Raw genomic sequence first — 14883 nt, 5'->3', positions numbered from 1 at the left:
GTCGGGCCGCGTGTTGTGTTGTGATCTTCGCATCATGTAAATGGTGCGTCAATAACAGATAGCCCTAGTTTTCGTGTTCTGAACGGGAGAATCGCAACAATATCGACCGGTTTTGTGATGATCCTATCGTTCCGGGGACGGCGTTCTTTGACGGAGAGCTACGAGTAATTGTCCGTCAGGCGCGCAGACGCTCGACTACATTGCCGATGCGAAGGAGCCGCCGAGTAGGGAGCGGTGCGCGGGAGTATCGTGTGCGACAAGCACGCCTTCTTTGGGAGCGCATGATGAACGACGCCCGACGACTCGCCGCCTTGCGCATCGCGCTGATTGCCGTGGGTTTAATCGCCATCTTCGCGTTATGGCCGCTCATGATCCTGTGGCCTTCCGGATGGAGTTGGCAAAGCGGCCATTCCGACTACCCGCTGATGATCGTCGGCATCTACGCGACGCTCGGCGTATTTCTACTGATGGCATCGCGCAACCCGATGAAGCATCTGAGCCTGATCTGGTTCACGGTATGGTCGAGCGTCGTGCACGGCGCAATCATGGCTGTGCAGTCGTTCGGCGCCGAGATGGACGGCACGCGCCACGTCGGTCATTTGCTCGGCGATGTGCCTGCGCTATTTATTGTCGCGGCCGTGCTGGCTTTCCTTATGCCGCGCGAAAACAAGGCACGAGCGCTTTAATCCGCCGATGCAGTGTTCGCGGTGCGTCCCGAGTCTGTAGGACGTACCGCGACCAATACCTTATATGCGCTCAGGCTTGCGCTTGAGTTTCCTTCAACGCTTCATGCTTGTGCGAATGCGTCGCTCCGTATTTCAACTCGAAGTGCGCGCCTTTTCCGTTTCGCGTGGGCGGAAAATGTTCGCCCTCGACGCAGGTGACTTCGAAGGTATCTTTCCCGTCCTCATAGACCACTGAGTAAATGCCCGATACTTTGACGATTTCACCGGGCTTGTACGAACTGTCGCCTGCCATTTAGCTTCTCCTTTTGGAACCACATACGGACCGACGAAAGAGCAATCGGCGTTCCGAGCGGCGTCATGCCGGTCGGTAAACGGCGCAGGGAGCCGAGTTGGTGTGAACGCGAGCGGGCGTTATTCGCTCGCTTCTCGTCGTGCGTCAGCCGAAATCGCCGATTATCAGTCGTTGCCTGCGGGAGGTCGCCAAACTGTTATTTATGGGCACGGGAGCACGGCACGGGAATAGCGATTGCGCTAGTCCAGCGGTGAAACCGTCGCCCACAACAAGAGAAAGACGATACGGTTCGAACGACAACGCGACATTAGTTTGACCAACGAAGTTTCAAGGCGGGCGGTCAAGGTCTGATCGATCCTTGTCGATGCAGGCGAGATCGTCTCCCTGAAGGACGCTTCCTGGCTTTGGACTTCATCAGGAGCAGGGCCATGATGCACGAGTTTCTCAAGAATAATCGAAGCATCTTGCTTGAACGTTGCCGCATCATGACTTTCAAGCGGAACGCTGAATCTCCGGCGATGGCGGATATAAAGATCGTCCTTCCCGAACTGCTTACGCAAATTACCGAACTTCTGCGCCAGCACCGCACCGCCGAAACTCAGAATTCGACAACGGGGCTTCCCGAACGGGGTAGATCGAACGATACCCCGATAGGCAGAACCGCACGCGAGGCAGGCAGGGTGCTATTCGGAACGGGACTCAAGATCGAAGACATCGTAGTAGGTTACGGCGATCTATGCCAGGCGATTACCGAACTGGCCGTAGAACGGGATGCGCCTTTCACGGTACAGGAGTTTCGAATACTCAATCTGTGCATCGATACGGCGGTTGCCAATGCCGTGATGGCTTATTCAGCCGCGCGAGACAACGCGCGCACGAATAGCGGCGCTCAGACGCAGACCGATGAGAACAGAATGCTCGCGCACGAGATGCGCAATCTGATCCACACTACGCTGCTTGCATTCACCGCTTTACAAAGAGGAAATCTCAGCGCGAAAGGAGCCACCGGACTACTTGCTGAGCGTAGTCTTTTGCGACTCGGCAAGCTGACTGATCGAATGCTTCGCGACTCCGCAGACCCGGCGACCGTACGTTATGACGACGTTATCTTCAGTCTTGCTCCATTAATCCTCGAAATCGAGGGAGCGGCGCGAGTGGACGCGACAGCCCGTGGAAAAAGCTTTTCCGTTACTCCGGTCGACGCGCTCATCAAGGTTCGTGGAGATCGCGACCTGTTGTATGAGGCGATAATCAACCTCTTACAGAATGCGTTCAAGTTCACCAAGGAGAAAAGCGCGGTCGCGTTGAGAATCTACGTGAATCACGACGTCTTTATTGAAATCCACGATCAGTGCGGAGGACTTCCTTGTAAGAACGGCGAGTCGATGTTCGATCCTTTCGTGCAATTCAACGCAGATCGCAGTGGACTGGGCTTAGGACTGACTATTGTGAGGCGCAACGTAGAAACTTTGAGGGGAACCGTGGAAGTGAAGGACATTCCTGGCCACGGTTGCGTCTTCATTATTCGCTTGCCGCTCGTTTCACACGCATGAAGTCGAGGTTGGCAGCATTCATGGCGCGATCCAATGACCGTGCCACTCGTTGCGTTCGAGCCAGAAGTTTGCGCGCCGGTGCATTTCGCCCGAGACGTCGAGGAAATCGATCTTACTGACGATGACGTCGATGAGGCAGAAGTGTTCGAAGCCATCCGTCTGAGTGTGCGCTGTTGTGTCGTCGGGCTTCGGGCGCGCATCGGGCGGACTGTCCACTAGTGTTCCCGGAGGCAACGGCGCACGATAAAGCGCGAGCGATCCGGGGCGGCTCGCGTTCCACACGGCGAGTCTTTCGTCATCGTCGATGACTTGTTGCGCGCGCCCTTCGAGTCGAATCTGGATGCCGGCACGCCAGTCGCCGACAAGCGCGGAGACGTTCGGCTCCTGTTCGATCTCAGCGACCTTTTCCGATCTCACGTCCGTGTGAAAGCTCACAAGCGCGCGGTCCTGGATGGCACGCCGCATTACGACCGTGCGCAGTTTCGGCGCGCCATCGAGCCCGATGGTCGCGAACTGCATCAACGTGTAGGCGGAACGCTCGCGGCCGGGATTGGCGCCTGAAAGCAGATGGCTCCACGTCTGCGCCAGAATCGCATCCAAAGCGTTGCTCAACTGACGCCTCCGTTGCTTGATGCAGTTGTAGTGACAGCGGCGATTAGTCAGCCTTGAAGACGATGGCGGCTGTGTCGTCGATCTGCGTGAAGCTGCGCACGAAGCGATACGACTGCTCGTCGATTTCGATTCGATTTGCACCTGATGAGGTCAGTTCCAGCATTTCATCGGCGAGCGATTTTGGAATCGAGCCTACTTGTTTCAACTCTTCCTTGGGCCCGGATGGGTCGCCGAGATAGACCGTGCAAACGTCGGCGGTATGCCGAATAAGGACGACGCTTGTCGCCTTGTCGAGCGCGCGTTCCAGATAATCGGCGAGTGGGCGTAACGATTCGAGTTTGTGATCGGAACGGTCGTCAGCGAATCCATTGATGTCTGGCACTGCGGCCTCCCTGATTTGATCGTCTGCACCGTGGTTCGATACGTCGAAGCGCACGATGGTGCAAGCGACGAAGTTTCGATTAGCGAACCGGCTCTTCGGCTTTTTTTCCCGATAGCAACGATTCGATGGCGGCGACGGATAGCGGTTTGGACAAGTGGCCATCGAAGCACGACATATCGAAATGTTCGTGAATGTCGTCGTGTGCGGTCAGCGAGAAGATGCGCCGGGAGGCATATTTCTCGGATGCGCGGAGTCGCATGCACAGAGCGTGGCCATTGATATCGGGAAGCCCGATATCCAGAAGAATGAGTTCGAACGCGCCTTCGCCTGCGGCCGCTTTCAGCGCCTCGGTGCCGGTGTAGGCGCGAGTAACCGCATGACCCATGGACCCCGCGATTTCGGCGAGCATGTCGGTGGTATCGGTGTAATCGTCCACTACGAGAACTTTCATTTGAAGTGCTCCCAACAGTGAGGACCGAGGTGCGGGGGTTTTTGATGTTGAGGTTGCAGTCTACTCTAGGTTGCTGGGTTGGATGCCGGCGGCTGCTGAGCACCAACTTGCGTTGCTTGGTGTCACTGAGAATCTTTGACCGAGACTTACCAACTTCCGTTATATGTCGTTTGCGGCCACTTCGTCTCACGAAATTTCTTGCTGATTCTTTATGTTATTCAGAAGCAGACAGCCGATGGATCATCGCCTGTCTGCGGACAACCCGACGGTGGAAGGTCAGTGCTTCCGTCTCGACAGTCACCCAAGCGTCATCGTAAATTTAGAAGTCGGTCCGGACACTCAACATGACGTTACGCCTGTCGCCGAATACACTGTAGAACTGGCCGGGTGGGCGAATGTAATAGCCGCGATCGAAGATATTGTTCAACTGCAGTGTCGCTTCGAGATGCTTGTTGAAGCGATATCCGACCTGCGCATTGAAGATGGCATACGCGCCCTGTTCGACGCCGCGCGATATGCGTGTCTGCGCGAGCATGCCGCCGCCGACCGATACCCCGCGCATGACGCCCTGCGTAAACTGATACCGCGTCCACAGTTTGAAGAGATGCTTGGGGTCCGTGCCATCGGTGAGGCCGGGCGCATCGTTCTCGAAGTGCTCGTTCAAATACGTGTAGCCCGCATAGACGTTCCAGTCCGGCATCGGCTGTCCGGTGACTTCGAGTTCGACGCCCTGACTGCGTGCCTTGCCGGCGGCAAGGTAATAGAACTGATGATCGGGATCGTCGACCGCGCGGTTGTTGTCGTTGATACGGAACAGCGCCATGTTCGTATTCAGGCGTCCGCCGAGCACGCTGCTCTTCACGCCGACTTCGTATTGCTCGCCGGAACGCGGTGGAATGCCCGCGCCGGAGAATGTCGTCTGCGTCTGGGCGTCGAGGAAGCGCGCGTAATTCGCGTACGCGGTGACCGCCGGCACGATATCCCAGACGAGTCCCGCCGACGGCAGAAAACGATGGTTGATCTGCGAGTTCGTCGCCCAGTCCGAGAGGTCGGGCAGTGTCGATTGCGTGCGATCCTGTACGAACGCCTCGCGCGCGCCGAGCACGAGTGTCAGCGGATTCGCGAGCTTGATGCGCGCCTGCGCGTAGATGCCGTACTGGACGGTGCGCTCGTTCGTGCCGAAGCTGAAGGGCGTATCGACCTGCGGCACGGCGTTGGGATCGAACAGGCTGAAGGTGCCGCCGTTGAACGGGCCATCGACGGACTGGAAGCCCGAGAGCGCCGTCGACGACATCACCGAATAATTTGCGCCGACCGTCAACGTGTGCGTCTGCCCGAAGAGCCAGATGGGACCGGACACGTTGCTGTCCGCGCCGAACCAGTCGTACGTGTTGCGCTGATTCTGATCGCCGTAGAAGCTGAGGCCATCGGTGGTCGCGCCCGGTCCCGAGTACGCGTAGTACGCCCGCGTCAGCATGTGCCGGTAGAACAGCGTCGTGGAGGACTTCCAGCCGCTTTCGAAGCGATGCACGAGGTTCGCGTTGGCTTCCTGAATCGACGTGTACGACGTGTTCCAGCTCGGGCTGAAGTTCTGTGCATACGAACTCGGCACGCGGCCGACGAGTGCGGTCTGATCCGCATTGAGCACGCCGCTCGCGCCGTAGTCGAGGCCGTACATCGGCAGGACTTCGTAGCCGCCCGAGAGCGAGAGCGTCGTGCGCGGCGTGAAGTCGTAGTCGATCGCGCCATAGGCCATGAACTCCTTGCTGCGCGCCCGGTCGATCGATTGATGCCCGGCCTCGCCGACGATCACCGCACGCCCGCGCAGGCTGCCGTCCTTGTTAAGCGGTCCGGTGACGTCGATCATCTGCCGCACGCTGCCGAAGGAATCGACTTGTGTGTCGGTCGTCAGATGGAATTGATTTTGCGGCCGTTTGCGCACGAGATTGACGACGCCGCCGGGCTCGCCCGCGCCGTCGATCACGCCGGCCGGTCCGCGCAACACTTCCGCGCGGTCGTACATCGCGAGGTCGAATTGCGTGAGATATTGCAGGCCGCTGACGATGGGCGTGCCATCGAATTCGATGCCGAGTTGCGAGCCCCGCGCGCGGAAATAAGCCGTGCCGTCGCCGTAGCTGACCGAACTGACGCCCGTCACGTAGCGCAAGGCTTCTTCGATGGTCGTGTCGTTGCGGTCGTCCATTTGCTGGCGCGTGACGACGGAAACCGAGTACGGCGTCTCCTTGATCGATTGCGCGCTCTTGCCCGCGATGGTCGCGCGTTTCGCGGCGTACGAGCCGCTGTCTTCGGTCGTCGCATCGGCGCCGGTGCTGTCGGTCACCACGACGGCGGGCAACGTCACATCGCTGCCCGCCGGGTTTTGCGCGCGTGCGGGCGGCGACGTCGCGCCGAGCATCGTCAAAAGCGCGAGCGCAAGCGGCGTCATGCGCGGCGCGCGCACGCGCCATCCCGTCGTCGGCGCGGGCATCGCGCCGCGCGGGTCATTCCCTCTTCTCATGTTTTCTCATCCCATCGTTGAATAGACAAACGGCGTCGTCCCGCTGCATGCGGGCTTGAATCGGATGGGGGACATTGGTTGTATGGTGCGAGGCACGCGCGGCCCCGTTCTATCGACTTCGATGCAACCGTCATGTTTGCCGCGCACCGCGCAGCAGGATCAGCATGACGAGCCACGGACCGCCGAGCAGTGTCGCGACGAGACCGGCCGGAAGTTGCTCCGGATAAGGAATCTGCCGTCCCAGCCAGTCCGCAACGACCATCAGCAGCGCGCCGAGCATCGCTGCGAGGTAGACCTGCGGCAGCGGACGCCGCCCGCCCGAGAGCCGCGCGATATGCGGCGCGATCAGCCCGACGAAGGACAGCGGTCCGACCACGACCGTCGCCGCCGCCGTCGATACCGCCGCGAGCAGCAACAGGCCGAAGCGCGCGCGCCCGACCGGCACGCCGATGCTCGCCGCCACCTGCGGACCGGCGCCGAGCGCCGCCAGCCAGCGCGCGAACAGCGGCGCCACGGCGAGTACCGAAATCGCCAGCACGGCCGTGAGCAATGCCATCGCCGGCTCGATGTAGTAGGTCGACCCGACCAGCAAATCGAGCAGCACGCCCGCGCGTGGATCGCCGCTCGCCATGACCGCGCCGACGACCGCCTGGAACAGCGCGCTGATCGACAATCCGACGAGCAGCAACCGCTCTGGCGCGAACCGCGCGCGCCGCCCGAGCCAGAGCAGCAAGCCAAGCGTGGTGCACGCGCCGGCCACGCTTCCCGCGAACAGCGCGGCCGGTTCAAAGCTGCCCGCGATCAGCAGCACCGCGACGACGCCGAACATGCCGCCCGAGCCGACGCCGAGCAGGTCTGGGCTTGCCATCGGATTCGCGGTCATGCGCTGCAACAGCGCGCCCGCCGCGCCCAGCAGACTGCCCGCTGCGAGCGCGGCCAGCAGGTGCGGCACGCGCCAGAAGAGGAGCGCGTCGATGTCGGCCGGATGCGCGAACCGCCAACCGTCCGGTCCGCGCGTGACGACGAACGACAACGCGCACGTGATCGCGAAGAGCGCTGCCCATACGAGCGGCATCGTGTGCACGGCGTGCGGCGAGGTGCCGCGGTCATGCGTTTCGCGGATGTCCGGCGTGGTGCGAAGGCGCGGCAGCAGGACGACCAGGAGCGGCACGCCGATCATCGACGTGACCGTGCCGGTGGGAATCAGATGCGCTGAGAACAGCTCGCCCTGCGAGACGATGCGCACGAGTTCGTCGGTGAGGAAGAGCAGGGCGGCGCCCAAAAGCGGCGCCCACACGAGGCGGTCGCGCAGGCGGCGCGCGCCCGTGAGCCGCGCGAGGAGCGGCGCCGCCAATCCGACGAACCCGATCACGCCGACCTGCGCCACCACGCTCGCCGTGAGCACGACCGCGACCAGCAGCGCCGCGCCGCGCATCCAGCCGACCGCGGCGCCGAGATTGCGAGCGGTGGCATCGCCGGCATCGAAGAGTTGCAGCGGTCGATGCAGCAGCGCCGACGCCAGCGCGCAACCGCCCACGCTCGCCGCAACGCGCGCGGCGCTTTGCCAGCCGGTCTGATCGAGTGCGCCGCCGCCCCAGATCTGCAAGCCTTGCAGCAGATCGAAATGCATGACGCCGATCGCGAGGCTGATCGCGCCGCAGTACAAATTCACCACCATGCCCGCGAGAATCACGGCAAGCGACGACATGCGTTGCAACCATGCCAGGCCGAGCACGAGGATCATTGCCAGCGCGCCACCCGCGAGCGCGATGGTTTCGCGGCCCGCTGCGAGCCAGCCCGGCAGCCACACGCTCACGACGGCGAGCCCGAGATACGCGCCGGGGAAGATGCCGAGCGTCATCGGTTCGGCAAGCGGATTGCGCAACACCTGCTGCACCAGCACGCCCGCAAGCCCGAGCGCCGTGCCGCACAGCAGCGTCATGGCGATGCGCGGCAGCACGCTTTCGTGCACCAGCACGTCGCGCATGTCGGTGAAATCGGGCGAAACGAGCGCCTTCCAGAACGATGCGCCGTCGAGCGCGCCATGCAAATGCAACGCGGCGAGGCACACGGCGGGCAGCATCAGGCCGGCGAAAAGTGCAAGCCGCCAGTCGCGTGGCGGCGCCGAAGGGTGAGTGAGTGCGACGCGGCTGCTACGCAAGCCCACCTCCGCCGTTATCGATGATGGCGCGTGCATTCGCCATCGCGGTCGCGAAGCGTTGCATCGAAATCAGGCCGCCGTACGGGGCGATCACCGGCAACACGGCCACGCGCTTCTCGCGGACCGCTGGCAGCGCGCGCCAGAGCGGGCTCGCCGTCAGCGCCGCGCGGATGTCGGGCGCGAGCGGCCGAGTCAACGCGATATCGGCGCCGGCGGCTTCGAGGAGACGGGGCAACGGCACGACGGTGGAACCCATCGCGTTCGTCGTCCAGCGCACGCGCGCAGTCGCGGCGTTCGACAGCCCGATCTTCGCGAGCACGTCGTTGAAGAGACTGCCTCCGCCGTACACGCGCAGATGCCGCTCGTCGATCACGTCCGCGACGATCACCGGCCGGCCGCGCGGCACGCGCGCCGCGACGTCGCTCATGACGCGCTCGGTCGACGCGAAGAGCGCGTCGGCCCGGGCGCGGGCGTCGAAGGCATCGGCCATCACGCGGGTTTCGGCGCACAGGCTCGCGTAAGGATGCGCGTCGGTCATATACGCGCCGAGCGTGAGCGTCGGGGCGATACGCCGCAGCGGCGCGAGCAGTCCCGCATGCGCGGGCGTGACGATCAGCAGGTCCGGCGCGAGCGCGAGCAGCGCATCGAAATTGGGTTGATAGAGAAGGCCGATATCCGCGACATCGGACGGCAGCGGCGGCACCGCGATCGTGTTCGCATACCACGCGGGCAGCGGAATGCCGACCGGCGCGCGCCCGAGCGCGAGCAGCGTCTCGGTCAGCTCCCAGTTCAATACGACGATACGTCGCGGCGCCGGTCCGGCCACGACGCGCGCGGCACGCGAGAACGCGAGCAGCGCGGCGGCGCCTCGCAGCAGCGTGCGTCTCGGTGGAGACTTCATGACGGAAAACACATGCGACGGCCGGTGGACGCATCGGTCGTAACCGACATCGGCACGCCGTAGATGGCTTCGAGCCGCGCCGGATCGACGATGACCGCCGCGTCCTCGCGCATCAGCAGACGCCCCTCGCGCAACGCGACGATCCGGTCGCAGAAGCGCGTCGCCATGTTGATGTCGTGCATGACGATGACGGCGGTCATCGCGCGTTCGGCGCACAGCGTCCTGACGAGTTCGAGCACCGTCAGCTGATGGCCGACATCGAGCGCCGACGTCGGTTCGTCAAGCAGCATGCAGCGCCCGTTCTGCGCGACCAGCATCGCGATCCACGCGCGCTGGCGCTCGCCGCCCGACAGGCTGTCCACGGTGCGGTCGGCGTAACAATGAACATCGGCGGCTTGCATCGCCCGGTCGACGTGCGCGGCGTCGCCGGCCGTGAAGCGCCCGAGCGCGCCGTGCCACGGATAGCGGCCGAGCGCGACGAGCTCGCGCACCGTCATGCCATCGGTCGATGGCGTCTGCTGCGGAAGCCAGGCGACTTCACGCGCGAACTCGCGCGTGCTCCAGTCGGCGAGCGGCCGGCCCGCGCATCGGACGACGCCCGTATCCGGCGTAATCTGTCCTGCGAGCAGCTTGACGAGCGTGGATTTGCCGGAGCCGTTGTGCCCGACAAGCCCCGTCACGCGGCCCGGTTCGATATGCAGATCCAGCGGATGCAAGAGCGTGCGCCCGCCCGCCGAGCGCGACACGCCTTCGAGCGAGAAGGCGGGCGGCGTCGCGGTCGCGTACGCCGTCTGGTAGACGTGGCCGTTCATGCGAGCGCCGCCTTTTTCGTGGAACTCACCTGACCGCTGTCGAGCTTGACGATACGATCGGCGAGATCGAAATAACGGTCGTCGTGGGTGATGACGAGCACCGTTTTGGCGCGCGCCTTCAGTTGCGGCAGTAGCACGCGATAGAAGACGTCCTTGAACGCGGGGTCCTGGTCGGCGGCCCATTCGTCGAAGAGATAGAACGGGCGGTCTTCCAGAAACGCCACCAGCAAGGCAAGACGCTTCCTCTGGCCTTGCGACAGATCGAGCGTCGAAAAACGGCCGTTGTCGATGCGCACCTTGTGCTCTAGTTGCAATGCCACGAGCAGCGCGCGCGCCGTGGCCTCGCTGTGCGCGGGCAGGCCGAGCAGCGAATCGAACAAATGGAAATCGCTGAAGACGACGGAGAAAAGCTGGCGGTAAGCGGCGCGATTGCCGTCGTCTACCACCGTTTCGTCGATGACGATGCGTCCCGACTCCGGCGCATACAGCCCGACCAGCACCTTCGCGAGCGTGGTTTTGCCGCTACCGTTGCCGCCCACGAGATAGACGAGTTCGCCCGCCCGGAACGTCAGATCGATAGGTCCGAGCGTGAAAAAACCGTCCTCGGCTTCGCGCACGTAGCGATGTTCGACGCCTTCGAGCGTAATGCTCGCGAACGCGTCGGCGTCGAGCGAGGCGCTTGCGGGCTCGGGCGGCAGGGCTTGTTCGAGCTGATCGATGCGCTCGAACGCGATCCGCGCGCTGCCAATGGCGGGCAGGGCCGCCAGCAATCCTTCGACCGGCATGATGAGGTAAAGGAAGACGAGCGCGTAACCGGACATCACGTGCGCGTCGGCATCGAAGAGACGCGCGAGCACGAAGAGGGTCAGGCCGACGAAGCCGAACAGCAGCAGATTGCCCCAGCTCGCGGCCAACGCGTGCAGCATGTAGCCGCGCGTGCGCTGCGCGCGCACCGCTTCCACATGCGGGGCGAGATCACGCGCGACGAACGCTTCGGCACGCGCGCGATGCAGCTTCAGTTCCTTCGCGCCGTCGAAGAGCGAGCGAAAGCGTTGCAACAGGCCGTCTTCACGCTGCCGCGAATCGCGCAGATGGAGAAGCGCCCGCGAGCCGATCAGATGCGTGCCGAGCGATCCCGCGCCGATCGCGACGAGCGCGAACAGCAGAATCGGCAGGGACAGCATGCCGAGATAGACGAGACAACCCGCGATCACCGCGCCCTGCATGACGATCGACGGCAGACTGATGAAGAACACGACGATGGTATCGAGGTCCTGCGTGAGCGCGTTGATGGCGCGCGACGCGCCGCATCGTTCGAGATCGCGGTACGACGCGCCCGCGATGCGGCCGATCGTCTGCAAGCGCAACCTCGCCTTGGCGTGCTGTCCGAGATACATGAACAGCATCTGAGAAACGACCCGCGTGAGAATGACCACGACGCCCAGCGCCGCGAAGCGCACGCCGAGCGTGAGCAGTTCGTCGCCGGTTGCGCGAAGCGCCTGATTGATCAGCGCGACGAGCGCCGCGTTCGCCGCGCCGCTGACGAGACTGACGACCAGCGCGACAGGCAACAACCCGCGCGCGCCGCGGATCGACGAGGCTATCAGAGACACGTGCGCACACCCTCGTTGAAAGCAGCCAAGGCAGGCGGCTGCCCACAAAGCGCATTGGGCGGCAACAAAAATGCGAGAATGCGAACCATTAACATTTCAACCGATGGGTCGGCGCAAAGTGTTGAGTGACGACGAGTTTAGCGTTTCGTCGAAAAATCAGGCCGACACCGAATATCGAATTTCTGACAACTATTGGTGTTTTATCGATAGTTTTTTGCGTACCACTTTTTCGCGACCATGAAAGAGTTCCTGCTCAAACGCTATCCGATCGAACGCGTCCCGCTGTCGCGAGACGTGATGGCAACCCTCGTCGACTATCGTCATGGGGAGCGTATAACCTGGCATCAACACAAGCACGGACAACTGGTGTTCGCCGTGCGCGGCGTCGTGCGTGTGCTCACGCCCTCGCGCACCTGGACGCTGCCGCAGTCGCGCGCAGTTTGGCTGCCATCCGATGTCGATCACGAACTGCACGCGGTCGGCGACACGCAACTATGCAGTGTGTATTTCGAACCGCGTGTGTTTCCGTGGTCGTGGCATCAACCGGCCGTGATTGCAGTGTCGCCGTTGATGAGAGAGCTGGCCATCGTGCTGGGCGCCGCGGGCGACCGATACGCCGAGGGAAGCCATGCCTCGCTCAGCGCGCCGCTGTTGCTGAAGGTGTTGAGAGAGACGCCCGCGCTCGCCGAGCCCGGCGTGCCATTGCCGCGCGATGCACGGCTGCTGCAGATCTGCGAGCACATGATGAACGACCCGGCGAGCGAACTGACGCTCGATTTCTGGGGCGAGCAGTTTCACACCAGTGGGCGAACATTGGCGCGCTATCTAAATGCCGAGACTGGATTGACCTTTGGCGCATGGCGTCAGCAGATACGAGTCGCGGAGGCAATCACGCTCCTTACGCTGGGACAGCCTGTGACGCAAGTTTCGAAGAAGCTTGGCTATCGCAGTGCCAGTGCTTTCATCGTCATGTTTCGTCAGGTCACGGGAGAGGCGCCACAACGTTACCTGGCTTCGCGCTCGTCGAGCAGATAAACGGAGAGCGGGGCGTCTTATGCAGACTTCGAGTTGGAAACTTAGATGTAGATCGCACTATTGCTCGAATGACGTTCGTATAGCTGCGGTCTTCGTTCGGGCCTCGATAGCTGCATGTCGAATGACCGTTATAGCGTTGAAAGCCGTCGTCGTCGGTACATGGGGGAGAAGGGCCGTTGAGGGTCGTGAAGACTCATGCGCGCCTGCGGACGTTCGATTCAGCGGTGCGAGCCGGCAAATAACCGCAGACGGACGGACTGCAGCCACACGGTTCGTAACCGGGCCGGCAGCTCGGAGCAAGTCGCGCAGATCATCTCGGTCATCGAAGGCATCGCGTTCCAGACCAACATCCTCGCATTGAATGCGGCAGTGGAAGCCGCGCGCGCAGGCGAACAAGGTCGCGGTTTCGCGGTGGTGGCGGGCGAAGTGCGCACGCTTGCACAGCGCAGCGCGACGGCCGCAAAGGAGATCAAGGATCTGATCACCGAGTCCGTGGAGCGCGTGAACAATGGTTCGGCGCTCGTGGACAACACGGGCCGCACGATGACGGAGATCGTGCAGGCCGTGAAGCGCGTGGCCGATCTGATGGGCGAGATCAGCTCGGCATCGGGCGAGCAGCATCATGGCATCGAACAGGTCAACACCGCAGTCATGCAGATGGATGAAATGACGCAGCAGAACGCGGCGCTCGTCGAGGAAGCATCGGCGGCCGCGCAGTCCATGGCGTCGCAGTCGGCTTCGTTGCGTGATCTCGTCGCGGTATTCAAGGTGGATGCAGCGGCTGCGCGCGCGGTTCCGGTATCCACGGCGGCGAAGCCAACGAGCGCGTCTCGCGTCGCTCTCAAACCTAGCGCTCCAGCGCCGACCAAGCCTCGCGCCTCAGCGAAGACAGCGCCGAAACCTGCGCCGACGCATGCAGCGACTGCGAGCGCGGAAGGGGACTGGCAGACGTTCTGAGAGCGCGAGCGCGTACAGAGGTTGTCCGTCATATAAAAGGCGGCACAACCTCAAGTTCGCATCGTTCAAGCCGTAAACATCGCCAACGCCTGCACGGTAAACATCTAAAACTACAACTGGAACTTCCATGATGAGAAGAGCCGGACTCGCCACGCTGCTTTGCGCCGCATCGATACTGTCGGGCTGCGCAAGCGGCCCCGAAGTGCTTTCGACCGTGAATGCGCGACAGCAGCCCACAAAAGTACGCAGCTTGCTGATCGTGGTGGACAGTTCGCTGTTCGGCGATTCATGGAACGCAGGGGCCGGTAGACATTTTGCGCACACGCTCGGCGACACGTTAAGAGAAACGGCCGGTTCGATTCCTGTGACGCTGCTGCGCCTGGACTCCGAAGCCGATTCACGCGCTCTGCCGAAGATCATCATGTCGTCGCATGCGACGCAGTTGATGCAGGTCAAAGCGGTACGCGTCACGTCGCGCTCGCGCGGCGACACCGAGGCCGTATGGCAAGTCACGCTTTCTGACGTGAAAGCGTCGCTGGTTCCCACCGAGCAGGACCCTTCGCGCTTCAATACGCGTGTCGAGATGAACACGTTCTATCAGCAAAAGATCAGCGCCAGTGTCTCGGAGCACATGGACTTTCTTCTTGGTGGCATCGACAAAAGTGCAGCGGAAACGGGAAACGCTATTGGCGCTCGCTTGCGCGCAGCACATGTGATGACACCTGACCCTGCGGTCGGCGCTGCGCCGTTGGTGTCGTCGAATCCCTCTTAGTCAAAGCGTTTGGCCGCTTCAAGTGCACACCCAAGCAGCACGTCCCGCACCATTCCCGCTCCACCATGCGCCGCCATCGCGCAACGCGGCGCTAACTCGAGCACGCCACCAAACGGCCACGTGTGTCCGTCCCAGCTG

At 62.5% G+C, this 14883-nt stretch carries 13 protein-coding genes and 1 pseudogene; 5 read left to right on the top strand and 9 right to left on the bottom strand.

Features of this window, described 5'->3' with window-relative positions; genetic code table 11:
- Positions 1 to 251 precede the first annotated feature (251 nt).
- Entirely contained in the window at positions 252 to 686 is a 435-nt protein-coding gene (locus QCE79_RS16610) for a DUF6632 domain-containing protein (RefSeq protein WP_404989370.1), read from the top strand.
- Positions 687 to 756: 70 nt separating this feature from the next.
- On the opposite strand, the gene QCE79_RS16605 is transcribed toward QCE79_RS16610, so the two are convergent.
- Complete coding sequence (locus tag QCE79_RS16605) at positions 757 to 978, bottom strand: YjzC family protein (RefSeq protein ID WP_244831714.1); 222 nt, start codon at positions 976 to 978, stop codon at positions 757 to 759.
- Positions 979 to 1406: 428 nt separating this feature from the next.
- On the opposite strand from QCE79_RS16605, the gene QCE79_RS16600 reads away from it, so the two are divergent.
- On the top strand, positions 1407 to 2531 hold the full coding sequence (locus QCE79_RS16600) for a sensor histidine kinase KdpD (protein ID WP_250509151.1): 1125 nt from the start codon (positions 1407 to 1409) through the stop codon (positions 2529 to 2531).
- 18 nt (positions 2532 to 2549) lie between these two features.
- Here the strand turns inward: QCE79_RS16600 and QCE79_RS16595 are convergent, their stop codons facing one another.
- The 8 genes from QCE79_RS16595 to QCE79_RS16560 all read right to left on the bottom strand — a co-directional run bounded on the left by QCE79_RS16595 (position 2550) and on the right by QCE79_RS16560 (position 11981).
- The gene (locus tag QCE79_RS16595) at positions 2550 to 3143 is read right to left on the bottom strand and encodes a pyridoxamine 5'-phosphate oxidase family protein (protein ID WP_309846080.1); all 594 of its coding nucleotides are present in this window, start codon (positions 3141 to 3143) and stop codon (positions 2550 to 2552) included.
- 43 nt (positions 3144 to 3186) lie between these two features.
- Positions 3187 to 3525 carry a hypothetical protein gene (locus tag QCE79_RS16590; RefSeq protein ID WP_244831711.1) on the bottom strand — a complete coding sequence of 113 codons (339 nt, stop codon included), beginning with the start codon at positions 3523 to 3525 and terminating at the stop codon, positions 3187 to 3189.
- A gap of 79 nt (positions 3526 to 3604) precedes the next feature.
- A complete protein-coding gene (locus QCE79_RS16585; protein ID WP_244831710.1) occupies positions 3605 to 3976 on the bottom strand; it encodes a response regulator in 372 nt (123 codons plus the stop codon).
- A 319-nt stretch (positions 3977 to 4295) separates the two neighbouring features.
- Positions 4296 to 6494: a TonB-dependent siderophore receptor gene (locus QCE79_RS16580; RefSeq protein ID WP_309846075.1), complete on the bottom strand. Its 2199-nt coding sequence runs from the start codon at positions 6492 to 6494 to the stop codon at positions 4296 to 4298.
- A gap of 130 nt (positions 6495 to 6624) precedes the next feature.
- Positions 6625 to 8661, bottom strand: coding sequence for a Fe(3+)-hydroxamate ABC transporter permease FhuB (gene fhuB, locus QCE79_RS16575; protein ID WP_404989378.1), 2037 nt, complete (start codon positions 8659 to 8661; stop codon positions 6625 to 6627).
- Positions 8648 to 9556 (bottom strand): ABC transporter substrate-binding protein, encoded by a 909-nt coding sequence (locus QCE79_RS16570; RefSeq protein WP_309846069.1) that lies wholly within the window; start codon positions 9554 to 9556, stop codon positions 8648 to 8650. Before QCE79_RS16570 ends, fhuB begins: the two co-directional genes overlap by 14 nt.
- Complete coding sequence (locus tag QCE79_RS16565) at positions 9553 to 10368, bottom strand: ATP-binding cassette domain-containing protein (protein WP_309846067.1); 816 nt, start codon at positions 10366 to 10368, stop codon at positions 9553 to 9555. Before QCE79_RS16565 ends, QCE79_RS16570 begins: the two co-directional genes overlap by 4 nt.
- Positions 10365 to 11981, bottom strand: coding sequence for a cyclic peptide export ABC transporter (locus QCE79_RS16560; RefSeq protein WP_309846065.1), 1617 nt, complete (start codon positions 11979 to 11981; stop codon positions 10365 to 10367). Before QCE79_RS16560 ends, QCE79_RS16565 begins: the two co-directional genes overlap by 4 nt.
- 237 nt (positions 11982 to 12218) lie before the next feature.
- Between QCE79_RS16560 and QCE79_RS16555 the strand changes: the two genes are divergently transcribed.
- The 3 genes and pseudogenes from QCE79_RS16555 (at position 12219) to QCE79_RS16545 (ending at position 14745) form a co-directional block, all read left to right on the top strand.
- Positions 12219 to 13016: a helix-turn-helix transcriptional regulator gene (locus tag QCE79_RS16555; RefSeq protein ID WP_309846064.1), complete on the top strand. Its 798-nt coding sequence runs from the start codon at positions 12219 to 12221 to the stop codon at positions 13014 to 13016.
- 288 nt (positions 13017 to 13304) lie between these two features.
- Positions 13305 to 13973: pseudogene (locus QCE79_RS16550) on the top strand (methyl-accepting chemotaxis protein); the annotation flags it as partial.
- Positions 13974 to 14100: 127 nt separating this feature from the next.
- Positions 14101 to 14745 carry a hypothetical protein gene (locus QCE79_RS16545; protein ID WP_250469642.1) on the top strand — a complete coding sequence of 215 codons (645 nt, stop codon included), beginning with the start codon at positions 14101 to 14103 and terminating at the stop codon, positions 14743 to 14745.
- Positions 14746 to 14883: the final 138 nt, after the last annotated feature.

Origin of the sequence: Caballeronia sp. LZ003 (assembly GCF_031451465.1) — a bacterium.
In the GTDB taxonomy this organism is placed as follows: Bacteria; Pseudomonadota; Gammaproteobacteria; order Burkholderiales; family Burkholderiaceae; genus Caballeronia.
The sequence above is the reverse complement of the archived record's forward strand: the minus strand, read 5'-3'. Positions and strand labels throughout refer to the sequence as shown.

Coding starts and splice junctions, on each gene's coding strand:
- QCE79_RS16605 (WP_244831714.1), bottom strand. CDS start 978: ATGGCAGGCGACAGTTCGTACAAGCCCGGTGAAATCGTCAAAGTATCG.
- QCE79_RS16600 (WP_250509151.1), top strand. CDS start 1,407: ATGATGCACGAGTTTCTCAAGAATAATCGAAGCATCTTGCTTGAACGT.
- QCE79_RS16585 (WP_244831710.1), bottom strand. CDS start 3,976: ATGAAAGTTCTCGTAGTGGACGATTACACCGATACCACCGACATGCTC.
- QCE79_RS16580 (WP_309846075.1), bottom strand. CDS start 6,494: ATGAGAAGAGGGAATGACCCGCGCGGCGCGATGCCCGCGCCGACGACG.
- QCE79_RS16570 (WP_309846069.1), bottom strand. CDS start 9,556: ATGAAGTCTCCACCGAGACGCACGCTGCTGCGAGGCGCCGCCGCGCTG.
- QCE79_RS16565 (WP_309846067.1), bottom strand. CDS start 10,368: ATGAACGGCCACGTCTACCAGACGGCGTACGCGACCGCGACGCCGCCC.
- QCE79_RS16555 (WP_309846064.1), top strand. CDS start 12,219: ATGAAAGAGTTCCTGCTCAAACGCTATCCGATCGAACGCGTCCCGCTG.
- QCE79_RS16545 (WP_250469642.1), top strand. CDS start 14,101: ATGATGAGAAGAGCCGGACTCGCCACGCTGCTTTGCGCCGCATCGATA.